The organism is Pseudomonas sp. I8001 (genome assembly GCF_013385345.1).
GTDB lineage: Bacteria > Pseudomonadota > Gammaproteobacteria > Pseudomonadales > Pseudomonadaceae > Aquipseudomonas.
This window is the reverse complement of sequence record NZ_JACAQC010000012.1, coordinates 63,299-78,762: the sequence shown is the minus strand read 5'-3', so window position 1 is coordinate 78,762 and position 15,464 is coordinate 63,299. Positions and strand designations below refer to the sequence as shown.

Below are 15,464 nucleotides of genomic sequence, written 5' to 3'. Positions count from 1 at the left end.
TCAGCTGTACTGATGCTTACCGCAGGTCTTTTTGTGGGCGCCTTTGTGTACGCATTCTGTGACAAAGGAATGAAGGTGTCATTATTTTGGTGTTTCTGAAGAAATCTTTAAGACGAGCGGTAAATGGTCAATTTACTGACTAATCTTTATCGGGTCGTAAGGTGTTTGCAAATCCCGCTCCGGGATCTCCCAGATCAGCAGCTTGGGCGGCGTCTGCTTGAACGCCGGGCTGTCGAAATAAGCCTTGGCGGCGCCTGAAAATTCGCCGCCGTCCTTGCTGAAGTTACCCACCGGAGCGTTCAGGGCTTTTTGCAGGAAACCCACGAAATTCGAATTGCGCGAAAACGAGGTACCGATCAGTGCCACGTTCGGCAGGCCGGCGTCACCAAACAAATCGTCAGGGTTACTCGACGCCGCCGGGCCGTTCTCATGCGCGGTGCTGGCCGCAACCTGCTCGCCCACCGGCTGTAACTTCGGCGGCAACCAGTCGAGACCGGCCAGGCGCACCAGGTCACCCGGACGCGGTGCGAGCGGTGCCTGGGTAATGTCGAAGGCTTGCTCCGGCGTGGCCTGGATACCGCGCTGCTGGATGCGCAGGGCCACGGCGCGGGCGCCGGCATTCGAGCCGATTTCGCTCCAGTGCGTGTCGGTACGCAGGTAGGCATCCGGGCCGAGGGGTTTCAGGGTGTCGGTCAAATCCAGCACTTCAACGCCCGCCGCTTGCAACAGCGTGCTCCATTGCTGGATCCGGCCATCCAGCACGGCCGGACGATACAAGCCGCAACGCTGGGCAGCGGCGATGCGGGTTTTATCCGGCACCACCATCACTTGCAGATCTATACCGCGCTGGCCGAGCTGCTTTTTCAGGTCGATCACCGCGTCGGCCTTGGTGCGCGCATTGTCTTCGGCGTGGCGGTTGAGCTTCAGCTCATCGCTGATAAACAGCCAGCCCGGGCAGCCCTGGCGCACCCGCGGCCCGGTGTCGCCGAACGCCAGCCAACTGGCGCCGCGCTCCAGGTTTGCCGCTTCGATGGCCATCGGTGCCTTGGACAATTCCTTGGCAAACCGATGGGTCACTTCACCGTGCAGCAGCATGTCGCTGTCGACCTTGGGCGGCAGGAAACTCACCGGCCCCTTGACCATCAGCCAGACGCAAGACAACAGCCCCGCCGCCAGGAAAGGCACCAACACCCAGCCCGCCAGGGGGCTGGTGCGGACGGCCAATTCACTCGGTGGGGTCGGCGCGGTAGGGGCGGGCATCGTCAGGCTTCCTTAGAACTGAAAGTACAGAAACGGTACGGCATCGCGGCTGGCAATCAGCGCGAACGACAACACAAACCCGGCAACCGGCCACAGGGATGCGGCCACCACAAACCAAGGCTGCGTACCAAAACGCTGCTCGCAGCGGGTCTGCCAGATCGGCGCGACGATGCACACCAAACCGAGCAACGCGGCCATGCCATGAGCCGGGCGCATGGCCACGGCCAACGCATCACCCAAGGCCATGCCATGCATGCCGAATTGGCCGGCGTACATGGTCAGTGCCGAATGGAAGTCCGGTGCGCGGAACAGCGTCCAGGCCAGGCACACAAACAGCAGCGTCAAGATGTGCGACAGCACCGGCGGAATGCTCGGCAGGCTCGAGCGCGACCACGCCCGGTCAATGCACAACGCGATACCGTGGGCCGAACCCCACAACAGGTAGTTCCAACTGTCGCCGCCATGCCACAGCCCGGCAATCGCCATGGTCAGGAACAGGTTGCGGTAGGTGCGCCACACGCCATCGCGGTTACCGCCGAGGGCGATGTACAGGTAGTCCCGCAGCCAGCTGGACAACGACAAATGCCAGCGCCGCCAGAAGTCCTGGATGCTGCTGGCGAGGTACGGCCGGTTGAAGTTTTCCGGGAAGTGGAAGCCCAGCATCAGGCCCAGGCCGATGGCCATGGCACTGTAGCCGGCGAAGTCGAAAAACAGTTGCAACGAGTACGCCAGGCAGCCGATCCAGGCATCCACCAGGCTCGGGTTTTCCAGGTGGAAGGCGATGTCCACCAGCGGCGACAAGGTATCGGCCACCAGCACTTTCATGCCCATGCCGATCATGAAACGCCGGGCGCCAAGGCTGAAATTCGGCCAGTTGAAATAACGCTGGTTCAGCTCGCGCCGCACCCAGTCATAACGAATGATCGGGCCCGCAATCGAGTGGCCGAACATCGAGATATAGGTCGCGTAATTGATGAAGCTGCGCTCCACCGGCACCGTGTGCCGGTGCACATCCACCAGGTACGAAATCGCCTGCAGCACGATGAACGACAACCCGGCCGGCAACGCCACGCGCTGCCAATCCAGCGGCATCGCGCCGTACCAGGTGATCACCTCACTCACGGTGCCCGCGACGATGTTGGCGTACTTGTACCAACACAGCACTGCGGTGTTGAACACGATCAACGCGATCAACAGCCGCACCCGGCCCTTGCCGTCTTCACGGGAACGGTCCACCAGCAAACCGCCGACCCACGCCACCACGGTCAACACCATGTGCAGGAACAGGAACAGCGGGCTCAACCAGCCGTAGAACAGCCAGCTGCCGATCAACAGGATGACGTTGCGCCAGCCCGGACGGGCCAGCGCATAAATCAACAGGAAGGCCGGCAGGAACAGCGTGAGGAATTCCAGTGAGGCAAAGACCATGGTGGTGTCGGGCCCGATCAGTTAGCGAGCGTGTCGGAGGTAAACAGCAACCTCGAACCGGCGGCCGATGGCAGTGCGAGCACGCTGTAGCGTTCGCCGGCCTTGAGGGTGAAGGTCAGCGGCTGGCCCACCGGCGCGTTGGCGCACTTGAGCTGCACCGACAGTTCCACCGGGTTGATCATGCGGCGCGAAATCGAGCCTTCGGCGACCTTCTTGAACAGCTCGGCTTTTTGCGCCACGGCTTCCAGGCTCGCGTCGGCGCAGGCGGCGTCGGCGTTGATAAAGGCCAGCGAGGCCTTCAGTGCGTTGAAGTCATCCGGCTGTTCGTGGATCACCAACTGGCGCGTGCCGCCCTTGGCGTCCGGCACGGCCACTACGGTGGCGAACTCGCCCGGCGCGACGGTCACGGCCAGCTCGGAATCCTTGCCGCCCTGGCTCAACACACCCTTGATCGGGGTCTTGCCGCCCGACACCGGCAGGTAGTCAGACACCAGTTTGTCGCCACCCAACACCAGACTGGCCTTGGAGCCCTGGGGCAGCAATTTCAGCTCGCCGTCGGTGCCGTTGGCCAGGCGCAGGAAGGCCGAATCCTTCTCCGGGCCGGTGGGGTAAAGCGGGATGTCGGCGCTGTAGGCGCTGACGCTGGCGAGCAAGGTCGCCAGGCCCAGGGTGATCCGTTTCATTATTGCGCTCCTTTGCCCACGGCGGCCGGTGGCAACTTCGCCAGGGAGTCGCCGATCGCCTTGGCCCACTTCTGGTAGCCGTCGATGGTGAAGTGTTGGCCGTCGGTGGTGATCCACTGGCCCGGCTTGGAGAAGGTCAGCGAGTCAACGTAGGTGCACGGCGCCACGTTGGTGGCGAGGAACTGCGACATCACCTTGGTGCGCGCATCATCCTTCTTGTACTGCGAACCGACCTTGCCCCACGCCGGCCCGACCCACACGCACTTGGTGCCGGTTTCGGTGATGGCCTTGGTCAGGGAAGTCACGCTTTTCCAGGCCCAGACTTTCGGGAACTGCGGCTCCGGGTACGAGGCCATGGTGTCGGCGATGATGATCACCACCAGGTCCGGCTTGTCCTTGGCGATCAGGTCTTTGATCGGGGTGGTGCTCATGGCGTTCTTGCCGAAAATCTCGGCCTTGCCAACCGGCAGGCGCTCGGCACCGCACTCGACTTTCTTCGGCACGATCCAGTCGGCTGCACCGGCGCCGCACGCGCCGATGGAGTGAACCTTGGCGCCCTGGGCGGTGAGGTTGTCCTGCAGCGGGTTGAGCAGTGAATCAGGAAAGCTCATGTGACTTTCGCCCAATACCAGCAGGGTCAGGCCGGCAATAGCAGAAGCGGAAACAGGCATGGATGACTCCTATCAAATCAATTCGAATAAGGGGAACGGTACGGACTGACCGGCAAGGGCATAGGCCCGCTCAGGTCTTCAAACAAGTAGCGCAGGTAGGCGTTACCGACGTACTGGCGATAGTCCTGGGCGTTGTCGAGACCGACTTCGCCACCCAGGTAAAAGCGCGAGCTGAGGCGGTATTCGGCGGCGGCGTTGAAGCTGTAGCCGATGCCGGTCTTGCTGTCCTTGGCGTATTTCGGATCGCCCCGGTCACTCTGGAGCTGGTCATGCCCCGGGAAATAATCGACCGCATCTTGCTCGATATGCTGGATGCCCACCGAACTTTTTATCTGGTAGCTGAACCGATCAAAACTCTGCGCCCAGCGCACCGGCACACCCAGGGAGAAGAAGCGCTGCGGGCTGAAGTAACCGCCCTGGCCGTAGGTGTAGTAACCCTGGTTTTCCTTGAAGCCCATGACCGTACCGCTGATGCCGAGGGTCAGGGTGTCTGTCGGGGTATTGCGCAGGTACCAGTAGATGCCGCTGCCCAGTTCCAGGCGGGTGTTGTCTTCGACGTTGTTGCCCAACAGCTCGTGCAACGAGGCGTAGCCATACACACCGAGCTTCTGGTTGTCGTAGCTCAGGTCGCCACGCCCGCCGTTGGCGGTCACGCCGCCCCATTTCTCGCCGGTACGCTTGTCTTCAGAACCGGCAAAGGAGGTCACACTGTCGGTGACCGGACGCCGCGAAACGTTGACCCCGTAACGGAAGTTGGAGCCCTGGGAGAACGGCCGCGAGACGCTGGCGCCACCGACGATGGTGTCGTACAGAAAGCCCAGCGGGCTCACACCGATGTCTGCCTTGAGGCCTTCATCCGGGTTCTCCACGGCAACGGCCAGACCAACGCCCGTGTCGCTCTGGGAGCCCGCCGGGTTGGCCGTGCCACCGCCAAAGCGTGTGGCAGAGTCGCTCTTCACGCTGCCGGAACTCACATGCACCGGCGTCACGCGCAGCGCAACGTTCAGATCCCCCACCGGCATCCGCGCTTCGAATGGCGCCTCGACGTCAGTGATTTTGCTCAAGCCGCTTTCGCCATTGTTGCTGCGAACGCTCAAGCCCTGCACCAGGTAACCGGTGCGATCCCGCAGGATCGTATCCAGTGCACGACGTGCCGGGCTGAGGTTGGCGGTGTCGAGTGCAGCAATGCTCGACGGTGGCTCGAACGGCTCGTTCCAGTTGTTCGACGCCGGACGCGCGGAGGCTGCCAGGGCATTGTCCGGCACGACATTGGTCGGTGCATCAATCGGCGGCGGCACGGCGCCGGCGACGGTCAGGTCGGTGACCTGGCGACGCTGGCCCGGCAAGCCGACGAAGGGGTTGTAAGGCACGCCCTGGGAGCCGGCCTGAGCCAATTGCGTCTGGCTCTTCTGGCTGTTCTCAATCGCCAACGCCTTGCGCAGCAGCGCAGCGGCTTCGTTGTTTTTGCCCAGCCCCTGATAGATGCGCGCAGCCGAGGTGAGGATCTCGGGGTTGCCCGGTTCCAGGGACAGCGCCTTTTCACTGGCGCTTTCCGCCAGGCCACGATCACGGCCTTGCAGCGCGATATCCGCCAGGCCCAGTTGCAGGCGAGCGTTGTTCGGGTTCTGCTGAATCAGCGGCGCATAAAGCTCCATGGCCTTTTTGCTATTGCCGCTGGCCGCGTACATCCGCGCCAGGGCACCTACCGCCATAGCGTCGTTGGGACGCTGGGCAAGGGCCGGCGACAGCATGTCGTAGGCCGCGACCAGGTCGTTTTTCTCACGCAGGGCATCAGCCTGTTTGACCCGGTACAGGTAGATCAAATCGTCGTAACGCTGGCGACCGGTTTCACTCAGCGGCTTGCCCTGCACTTCACGCAGGATGTCGCCCGCCTCGGTGTAGTGGTTGGCCTTGAGCAGCACATTGGCGTACAGCAGTTTCTGGTCGACAGTCGGGTTCGGATTGTTATCCAGAACCTTCTGCATGATATCCAGGCCCTGCTGCGTCGCGCCGACTTCCACATAAGCGGCCGCCAGCACCGCGAGGCGCTCAGGCTTCTGCCGGGTCATGGCTTCACTGCGGCCCAGCAGCGCGAGGGCTTCCGGGCGCTGGCCACGGCGGGCGGTCTCGATGGCGATGTCGGTCTGCTTGTGCAGCGCGATATCGATACCCAGCTCGTTCATGTCAGCGGTACGTTGCCCCGCAGGGATACGCGCCAGGGTCTCTTCAGCCTTTTTCCACTCACCCAGCTCCGCCGACAGCAGCGTGCTGGTGTACAGCGCGTCCGGCTGGTTCGGCTGCTTGGCCAGCAAGCCGTCGATCAAGGCACGGGCGTTGCGAATCTGGCCGTCGCGCAGGTAAATGCGCGCCAGGGCGAAGCGTGTCCACGGGTTTTCCGGGTCGGCATCAAGGGCTTGTTTGTAGGCGGCTTGCGCGGCTTTCAAATCGCCCCGCTGCTCGGCCAGCTTGCCGACCTGGGTAGCGCGCAACGCGGTGATTTTCACACTCGGCGCGAACTTCGCGCGCTCGGCGGGCGACACCGAGTCGATCAGCTTCAAGGCTTCTTCCGGCTGCCCGGATTGGGACAGCACGTTGATCAAGCCGCTCAGCGCGTCCGGGTCGCCAGGATGACGGGCGAGCACTTTGCGGTAGCCGGCTTCGGCGGTGTCGAACTGATTGTCCTGGGCCTGGAAACCCGCCAGTGCCACGGCAGCGCCGGGCTGGCCAGGGTTCAAGCGTTCGGCCTGGGCCACCAGGTCGCGGGCCTGGCTGCCGCGCCCGCCACGCTGGGCGTCACGGGCCTGGTTGAGCAGGTTCCAGTAGCGCACATCATTGAGCGCCGACTGCCATGCCGCGCCACCCGGCAAACGGGTGGCCTGAACCAGGTAGCTTTCAGCCTCGCTGAAGCGCTGCTGCTGTTGACGCAGCACGCCCATGCCGCCGAGGGCATCGACGTCATTGGATTTTTCATTGAGGCGCGCCGCCAATAGCGGCTCGGCGGTTTTCAGGTCGCCGTCATCCAGCGCCTTGAACGCCTTGGTCATCTGCGGATCACGCTGCCAACCGGCGCCGGTCTTGCCTTGGGCAATGCCCTTGTTCATCAGCGCACGGATTTCGCTGTCGTCCGGATGCGCAGCCAGAAACTGCTGGAACAACGGCACCTGGTCGCTCTTCGGCGGGCCGAGCCAGATCAGCGCAAAGCGCCAGGTTTCATCGGCGTTGCCGCCCACGTCGTTGTTCGGTGCCAGCTTGGCCAGGGCGCGGATGCCGTCGGCGCGGGTGGCCGGGTTACGCGCCAGATGCTTGGCCAGGAACAGCGCCACAATCGGGTCGTTCGGCCGCTCGCGAGACAAACGCTGCAAGCCGGCGATGGCCTCGTTCGTGCCCTTGGGCGTGAAGCCCAGGGTGTTGTGATACTCGCGGGCAAGCAGGCCCTGGGGCTGGCGCCCCTGGAAGATCTGGCGATACAGCGCCACCGCTTGTTCGCGCTCCTCTTCAGGCTCGCCGAGTTCACGGGCCTGTTCCAGCAACTTCGCGTTGGCCGGGATGTTGACGGTGATGTCCTGCTCCAGCAGCAAGGCCTGGCGCGGTACCGGGCTCAGCGCCTGCAGGCGGGCCAGGTACTTTTGCGCTTCGGCCGGACGCTGTTGTTGCACCTGGATCAAGCCGATGCCGTACAGCGCATCCGGCTGTTCAGGGCTCAGGCGCAGCAGTTTCTGCCAGGTCTCGAGGGCGCGTTCCGGGTTCTTTTTCGACTGCCAGTAATAGCCCTGCTCGATCAGCAGGCTTTGCGGGTCAGTGGTTTCGGCAAAGCTGGCGCTGGAAGCCAGGGCCGCCAGAATCGCAATGGCTAGCGTGTGACGGCGCATGCAGACTCCCAGGATAATTTCACCGTGCCGTCTTGTTCGAAACGGTACTTTTGATCAGCGAAGCCCTGGCCGAACAGGCTGAGCATGTAGTCGTAGTAAATCGGCTGGGCGCTGTCCGGGGCCGAAGGCGCGAGCGCCTTGGCGAGGGCGTCGTCGACTTTCTGCTTTTGCAATTGCGCCAGGGCGGTTTCGCCCCGGGCCTGGAAGAAGGCCATGGTGGAGGCCGAGAACCCCGTCGGCGTGTAGCCGTTGTTTTTCTCGACTTCACCGGTCAGCACGTGGACTTTCTCCGGCGGCAAACCGTTGACCGACGCAGCGGTGGCACGGGAAATCCCGCCCAAGGCCTTGAGCATCGGCGCGGCCAGCGGGTCGCTCTTGGCGGTCATGCCGGCCCAGAGGTAAGTGCGGATCGCGTCGTAGCTGCCCAGGTCATCGGAAAACGGGTCGACGATAAACAGCCCGGTGTTCGCGCTGGTGGCGCGATAACCGACCCAGTTGGCCGCCAAGCCATGGGGATTGCTCGGCAGGTCGGCGAGCATCTTCGCGTTGCTCTCGGCCACTTCGTTCCAGCCGGCGTTCGGGCGCTCTTTTGCAAAGCGGCGCAGTTGCGGCAGTACTTGATAGCTGGGGTTGAAGCGCCACAGGCCTCCCGCGTGTGCATAGCCTACCGGCCCCGGCAACAGCATCTTGCCCAGGCCCGGTACGCGCACGATCAGGTTGCGTTCAACGTTGGCCAACACCAGTTGCGCGTCGCTGCGGTACTGCGGTGCGTTCCACACGCGCGCGGCTTCGAGCAACGCATAGGCCATCCACAAATCGGCGTCGCTGGCGGAGTTGCTGTCGATCGCGCCCCACTTGCCATCGTCACGCTTGCCCCACAGCCAGGCCGGCAGGTTCTGGCCGATGTCGGCGCCCGCCATGTTGGACTTGGTCCAGGTCCAGAGCTTGTCGAAGGTCGCCCGGTCGTTGCCCACCAGGGCAAAGAACATCGCGTACGACTGCCCTTCCGAGCTGCTTTCCGTCGGCTTCATGGACGAGTTCAACACCCGGCCATCGTCCTGGATAAAGCGCTTGGCATAGTTCTGCCACAGCGGCCAATCGCAGGTCTGTGCCTGGGCGGCACCGGCAAGCAATGTGCTGCCAATCACCGCCAGGATCGCGCTACGCAAAGGGCTCATGCCAACCGCCGTTTTGCACGGGCACGCAGTGCCAGGTAGATCAGACAGGTCAGCACCAGCAGCCCCAGGAAGGTAATCGCCAGCATCCAGCCCAGGTTCTGGGACAGCTGCCATTGCATGAATTTGAAGTAGTTCAGGTCGCCGACGTAGTACTGCTGGTCCGCGACCAACGAGCTGATCTGCGTGCCCTGCACCACCGCCAGGCTGCCCTGGATCGAGTCTTTGTAGTCGTCACCGCCAATCAGCGCCGAGGTCGCTTCAAGCAGGCCCTGAGGCTGGTTGCTGGCGATCAGCACCACGCTGCGCCCGGCCTTGAGCGGCGATTGGAAGCCGGCGAACCAGGTGCTGTTGCTCAGGCCGCTGAAGGTGATGCCGGCATTGGCCGTATGCTGGTTGGCCGCGGCGTCCGGGCTGATCCAGCTGCGCACATAACGTGGCAGGTCAGACAACAGGAAGTGGTGCTGCAGGCCGTCACTGGTGGCCGGCAGGTATTGCTGCCATTGCTGCAGCAGCGGCTGGTTGCCGCCGGTGGCGAGCACCAGCAGGTCTTTGTCGGCAACGCTTTGCACGTCTTTGGCCTGCACCACTTTGACGGCGGTGGCCGGGTAGCCGGTGGACTCGCCGAAGCGGCCCATCACAGTCAGGTAGGCGCTCAACTCATCGGTGCCGACGTTGTCCGGCATCACCACCGCCGACTCCGAAAGGTCAGCCAGGCGGGTGAACGGGAAGCCGGAATCGTTGAACACGCCCAGGTTCGGCATGGCGATAAAGTGCTGGTAGCTGCTCAGGTCCAGGCTCGAGTCCGGGTCAATCGCACCGCGCATGTTGTCGACGATGATGTCCCGGCATTCGCCTTCCTTGATGTAGTCGTACATGAAGCGCAGTTGCAGCTTGGACTTGGGCGAGGCCGAGCTGATCGGCAACAGGGTCGTCACTTCACGGGGCAGGGTTTCGTCTTTCTTCAGCTGGTCCAGCAGGCTCTGCCCACCGCCCAGGTTGCTCACCGACGGCAACGCGACAGACTTCATGAACTGGTCGTTCAGGCCGATCAGCAAGGAGGAGTTGGTGGACACCTGCTGCGGCGTGTAGCGGTATTTGACGTTGAGCGGCACGCCCTCTTCACGCCAGTTGAACAGGTCGGGCGGCAGGCGCAGGTCGACGCTGATCGGGCCCGGGTTGTAGCCGGAGACGTTGAGCTTTTTCAGTTCTACCAGCTCGCCAAGGCGTACCGGACGGTTGCTGGGCAGCCAGTTCGGCGCGTCGTAAGGGCTGCGCGGGGCCAGGGTGTCGAGCCTGGTGATGACCACGCTATTGCCGGTCAACACCGGGTTGCCCAGCACCACGGCGGTGGCGGCACGCTTGAGTTCGGCGCCATCACGGCCGGAGACGATCAGCAGCTTGCCATTCGGGTCGTTGGGGTTGGTGATCAGGGTCAGGGTCGGCCCTTTAGGCTCAGGGACCGCCACACCGTGTACGTCCACGGCCTGGGTACTTTGCACCAGCACGATGGCGTTGCCCTTGGCCGGAATCTCGCCAAGGGTGGTCGGGAACGTCGCACCCCGGTAGCTGGCCAAGCCGCCTACCCACGACGACAGCGCACCGGCAGCTTCCAGCGCGGCGTTGTCCGGCGCGCTGGCAAACACGAACGGCAGGCTGACCTGGCGCGCATCGCGCTTGTCGAAGAACGGCAGCGGCAGCACCGACAGGTCGTCTTTCAAGACGATCGGCTGCACCTGCACTTTCAGCTCACTGCTGTTGCTGATCTTGGCCCACAGGCTGCTGTGCAGCGGGTCTTCACAGGACATGGTGTAGTGGCCGATGAACTGCAGGCTCAGGCGGTTGAATTCGGTGATCAGGTGCGCCGGAATCTGCACCAGTTTTTCCTGCTGGATGCCCGCGCCTTCCTTGGGCAGCGGCAGGCTGGCGGCGACTTCGTCGTTGACCAGCACGTTGATCTGCGACAGGTCCGCCAGCAGCGCCGGCGAGTAGCTGTACTTGAGCAACAGTTGCGCGCCCTTCACCACTTCATCGGCACGGATGTCGAAGTTGACGCTGTCGGACGCTTCCACGCCTTGCAGGTTCATGGTGTCGCGACGGCCCAGTTGCTTGAGGGTCAGGCTGTAGCCCTCGTCAGTGCTCTGCACCGCAACAGCGGGTGCAGCGGCCTGTGCCTGCGAGCCCAGGCCCAGCAGCGAAGCGATCATCAGCGCGAGCACGCCGCGCGACTGCGGGCGGGCAAATAGTGTGGAAGTCATGGCTTGTCCATCAGCGTATCGAGCGGTTGTGAGGGAGTGCGGCGCAGGGCCAGACGCAATTCATGCAGCGTGGCGCGACCCAGGGTAAACAGGCCGCCGATGCCGATGGCACCGACTTCACGCAGGGCTGACAACGGTGTATCGGGCTGGCCGGCGCCCCAACTCGCGGCCCAGGTGTCGGCGCGGGAAAACGTCAGGCGTACCAGTTCGCTTTGTTGGCGCAGGGACAGTGCATCGAATTGCGCGCCAATCTGCGCGCCCTTGCTGAACACCACCCGCGCCTGGAACAGGCTGTCTTGTCCGTTGCGCGACAGCACCAACTGCAACTGTTCGCCCTGGGCAATCTGGTGCCCATCGGCGAGGATCAGGCCGAAGCCGTTCTGCGAGAAATCCTGGGTCGTGCCTTTGAGCACACGACCGTCGGCGCAGATCACACTGACCGGCAATTTCGCGCTGACCCGCGGCTCGGAGCGCACTTGCCGCGCTTCGGAAGCCACTGCCACTGCCGCGCTGGTGATGATCAGGTTGTAGAGGGTCCAGGTCAGGTTGATCGCCACGGTGACCGCGGTGGACTCGTCGCCCCAGATCAATTGATACAGACCGAAGCACAGCCCGACCAGGTTCACCGCCAGCAGTACCAGGTACGGCCGGGCGAGTTTCCAGTCGAAGAATTGCTTGTCGATGATTCCGCCCTTGTCGGTGACGTTGAAGCCGCCCGCCTTGGGGTTGACCAGCGCAACCAATACCGGCGGCAGGATGTACCAGGCCAGTACGGTCTCGTAGACCTCGTTCCAGAACGAGTGGCGGAAGCGCCCCTGGATCCGCGAGTTGGTCAGGCTCGAATGCACGAGGTGGGGCAACACATAGGCGACAATCATCAGCGCCGAAGCGTGGAAAATCTGCGCGCCGAAAATTAGGTAGGCCAGCGGCGCGGTGAGAAACACCAGCCGCGGCAAGCCATAGAAGAAGTGCAGCATCGCGTTGGCGTAGCAGATGCGCTGCCCCCACTTCAGGCCTTTGCCCAGCAGCGGATTGTCGGTGCGGAAAATCTGCGCCATGCCCCGCGCCCAACGGATGCGCTGGTTGATGTGGCGTGACAGGCTTTCGGTGGCCAGGCCCGCGGCTTGCGGGATCGCCAGGTAAGCGGTGTTGTAGCCCAGGCGGTTGAGCTTGAGCGCGGTGTGGGCGTCTTCGGTGACGGTCTCGACGGCCACGCCGCCGATTTCCAGCAAGGGCTTGCGGCGGATCACCGCACACGAGCCGCAGAAGAACGTCGCGTTCCACAGGTCATTGCCGTCCTGCACCAGGCCGTAGAACAACTCGCCCTCATTGGGCACGGCGCGGAAGGTGTCGAGGTTCTTTTCAAACGGGTCGGGTGAAAAGAAGAAGTGCGGCGTTTGCAGCATCGCCAGCTTGGGGTCCTTGAGGAACCAGCCGAGGCTGACTTGCAGGAAGGAACGGGTCGGCACGTGGTCGGCGTCGAACAGCGCGATGTACTCGCCGTCGGTGACCTTCAACGCTTCATTGAGGTTGCCGGCCTTGGCGTGGAAATTGTTGTCGCGGCGGATGTAGTTCACGCCGATCTTGCGGCAGAAATCGCGGAAGTCGTCGCGACGGCCATCGTCGAGCACGTGGACGCGCAACTTGTCCTTGGGCCAGTCCATCGCCTGGGCGGCGAAGATGGTCAGTTTGACGATGCTCAACGCCTCGTTGTAGGTCGGGATGAACACGTCGACCGTGGGCCACTCCGACGGTTCGGTCTTGAGCCACACCGGCTCGCGGCGCAGCGGCCAGGCGGTTTGCACGTAGCCGAAGATCAGCACCACCAGCGCGTACAGCTCGGCGAGCACCAGGCCGTAGCCGAACAGCATGTCGAGCCAGGTTTCAAAACCCAGGGTGGAAGTCAGCCGCCAGTACATGTAGCGCAGCGACGCCACCAGCGACAACACCACCAGCGCGAGGATCGCCATGCGCCCGGGAATCTTGCGCAGCAGCAGCACCGCAAGGAAGCACACGGCGGCAAACAGGCATTGGCTATAGAGGTCCAGCGGGGCGCTGACAATGCTCACCAACAGCAAGGTGCCGACCACACAACTGATCACCACCAGCACTTTGCGCAGCGTATCGGGCCAGCGATTGAAGCGCGAAATCGCGGCGTCCAGCCGCTGCTCGGCGCGCCCCGGAGTGTGGGGCGTAGAGTACGTAGTGTCGGTCATGGAAGGTCCGAATCGATGCGTTCGAGCAGCGTGCGGCACAGGGCGTGAATGTCCTGGCAGCCGAGACTGTTGACGGTAGGGTCGAGGGGATCGCGGCCGCAGGCCTGGGCTTCACTGAACACCGGGTCACGGTGGACCGTGCCGAGCAGTGCATCGCCGAGGCGGGCCTTGAACACTTCGGCCATGTCCAGGCTGAAGCGGTGGGCGCCGTCGAGTTGGTTGATCACGTAGTAACGCTGTGGTGGTTTTTCGCACTCAAGGTACGGCGCCAGCACACTGTCCATCTGGGCCAGGGTGCTGAATGAGGAAACATCCGCCTGCACCGCCACCAACACCACGTCTGCCAGGGCCATGGCCTGGTGCAGGTACACCGTGTTGCCGGCGGGCACGTCGATCACCAACGTGTCCTGGCCATTCAACTGCAAACCGGCCAGGTGCCGGGGCAGCCATTGGGCGTCTTCGCCGAGCCAGCGATTGAGGTTTTTTTGCTGGTCGTTGTTGGTCTCACCGAAGGCCACCAGGCGGCAACCGGCAAAGCCGCGCTCAGCCAGGCCTTCCCAGGACTCATTGCTCAAGCTCGTCGCGCCGATGCCGGGCAAATTCAGGCCCAGGCACAAGTGATGACGCAGGGCGTTTTGCGGGTCCAGGTCCAGCGCCACGGCCGGGTGGCCTTGACGCTGCAAGCCGCTGGCAATGGCCGCGGTCAGCGTGCTGCGACCGACACCGCCCTTGAGCGAGACCACCACGATCACCTTGGGTGAGGATTGATCCGAGTACACCTCACCGGTCGGCCCTTCGACCACTTCGGGAGGTTGCAGGTGATCGGCTTCGCCCTGGGTCAGCTCTTCGAGCAAGCGCAGCAATGGCGCCGACGGCGGCTCATCCAGCGCGACGGTGCATGCGGTTTGGGCCGGGATGGGCACGGCGTCGAAACGCTCGACCACCACGTCATCCTCAAGATAATCGTGGACAGCGTACATCTCCCGGTAGCCATTTGGATTGGCGCCCAGCTTATTGAATAGTTTTGAAATATCGTCTGCGCGACTCACCCACTGCCCTCCCCGGTTATTACGCTTTAAAGGCGTTAAAAAGGTCAGCCCGTTGAGCTGACCTTGGTTTTTCTAGTTATGTGTTGGCTGGCGGCATTCTGTGATATCAGATTGATGGTGTCAGTATTTTGATGCTTTTTGATGAATTCTTTCCGACGAGCGGCTTAGTGCCGTATTTTTGACTTATTTGGAGAATTTTTATCAATTTCTTTCAGATCAGAAGCTTGCGGAGGCTTCTAACAGTTTTTCTGTCCGCCTGGTCAGGAAAAATTGCTTAGCTGACGAATCAAATTACAACTTAGTAATTAACCGCCAACGTTCCGTAAACCGGGTTAAACGATTCCGCTATTTATATGACGTTTAATATTTCGAAACAGAATACGGTAAGACTCGCCTTATTCAAGGGAAAAACGATGACCGTTATGTCGAAAACATCTAAGAGAAAGACCCTGAGGCACTAATACCTCTAATGGATAAGTTTCTGTATCAAGTTGTATGCAATCCCCTTCTCAACACATGCCGAGGCAAAACGCCGGGGTGCATGACACAGGCCGGATACCTCCCGGGCGCTCAATAGGCTCCAACGCAACACACACCCTATTGAACCTCAGAGGACACCACCATGAACCGCAACACCCTCATCGCCAGCAGCCTGTTTGCCTTGCTCAACGTTGCCGCCTTTTCGGCCCAGGCCAGCCCCAAGCTGGATGTACAGCAAGTACTGTCGACCGTGGACGATGGAGGCGCGGCGTGTGGCGTGGTGAATGCGCGGATGACCTACCTGAATTCCCATGGGCAGAAGCGGGTGTTTGAGTACAAGAAATTTGCCGATTCATGCAACGAAGGCAGCTAAAA

At 62.4% G+C, this 15,464-nt stretch carries 10 protein-coding genes; 1 reads left to right on the top strand and 9 read right to left on the bottom strand.

The window, feature by feature from the left end; all coding sequences use genetic code 11:
- Positions 1-132 precede the first annotated feature (132 nt).
- The 9 genes from HX839_RS12710 to bcsQ are packed head-to-tail and all read right to left on the bottom strand — an operon-like array spanning position 133 to position 14,540.
- Complete coding sequence (locus HX839_RS12710) at positions 133-1,260, bottom strand: cell division protein FtsQ (RefSeq protein ID WP_008435708.1); 1,128 nt, start codon at positions 1,258-1,260, stop codon at positions 133-135.
- A gap of 12 nt (positions 1,261-1,272) precedes the next feature.
- On the bottom strand, positions 1,273-2,688 hold the full coding sequence (locus HX839_RS12705; RefSeq protein ID WP_177067123.1) for an MBOAT family protein: 1,416 nt from the start codon (positions 2,686-2,688) through the stop codon (positions 1,273-1,275).
- A 17-nt stretch (positions 2,689-2,705) separates the two neighbouring features.
- Positions 2,706-3,371 carry an alginate O-acetyltransferase AlgF gene (locus HX839_RS12700; RefSeq protein ID WP_177041013.1) on the bottom strand — a complete coding sequence of 222 codons (666 nt, stop codon included), beginning with the start codon at positions 3,369-3,371 and terminating at the stop codon, positions 2,706-2,708.
- Positions 3,371-4,042: an SGNH/GDSL hydrolase family protein gene (locus HX839_RS12695; RefSeq protein WP_003218072.1), complete on the bottom strand. Its 672-nt coding sequence runs from the start codon at positions 4,040-4,042 to the stop codon at positions 3,371-3,373. The genes HX839_RS12700 and HX839_RS12695 overlap by 1 nt, the downstream gene beginning before the upstream one ends.
- A 17-nt stretch (positions 4,043-4,059) precedes the next feature.
- Entirely contained in the window at positions 4,060-7,911 is a 3,852-nt protein-coding gene (locus tag HX839_RS12690; RefSeq protein WP_177067122.1) for a cellulose biosynthesis protein BcsC, read from the bottom strand.
- Positions 7,893-9,089, bottom strand: coding sequence for a cellulose synthase complex periplasmic endoglucanase BcsZ (gene bcsZ, locus HX839_RS12685; RefSeq protein WP_177040770.1), 1,197 nt, complete (start codon positions 9,087-9,089; stop codon positions 7,893-7,895). The genes HX839_RS12690 and bcsZ overlap by 19 nt, the downstream gene beginning before the upstream one ends.
- Complete coding sequence (gene bcsB / locus HX839_RS12680) at positions 9,086-11,344, bottom strand: cellulose biosynthesis cyclic di-GMP-binding regulatory protein BcsB (protein WP_134325575.1); 2,259 nt, start codon at positions 11,342-11,344, stop codon at positions 9,086-9,088. The genes bcsZ and bcsB overlap by 4 nt, the downstream gene beginning before the upstream one ends.
- Positions 11,341-13,560 (bottom strand): UDP-forming cellulose synthase catalytic subunit, encoded by a 2,220-nt coding sequence (bcsA, locus tag HX839_RS12675; protein ID WP_177067121.1) that lies wholly within the window; start codon positions 13,558-13,560, stop codon positions 11,341-11,343. Before bcsA ends, bcsB begins: the two co-directional genes overlap by 4 nt.
- A complete protein-coding gene (gene bcsQ, locus HX839_RS12670; protein WP_177067120.1) occupies positions 13,557-14,540 on the bottom strand; it encodes a cellulose biosynthesis protein BcsQ in 984 nt (327 codons plus the stop codon). The genes bcsA and bcsQ overlap by 4 nt, the downstream gene beginning before the upstream one ends.
- 691 nt (positions 14,541-15,231) lie before the next feature.
- On the opposite strand from bcsQ, the gene HX839_RS12665 reads away from it, so the two are divergent.
- A complete protein-coding gene (locus HX839_RS12665) occupies positions 15,232-15,462 on the top strand; it encodes a DUF2790 domain-containing protein (protein WP_177067119.1) in 231 nt (76 codons plus the stop codon).
- Positions 15,463-15,464 lie beyond the last annotated feature (2 nt).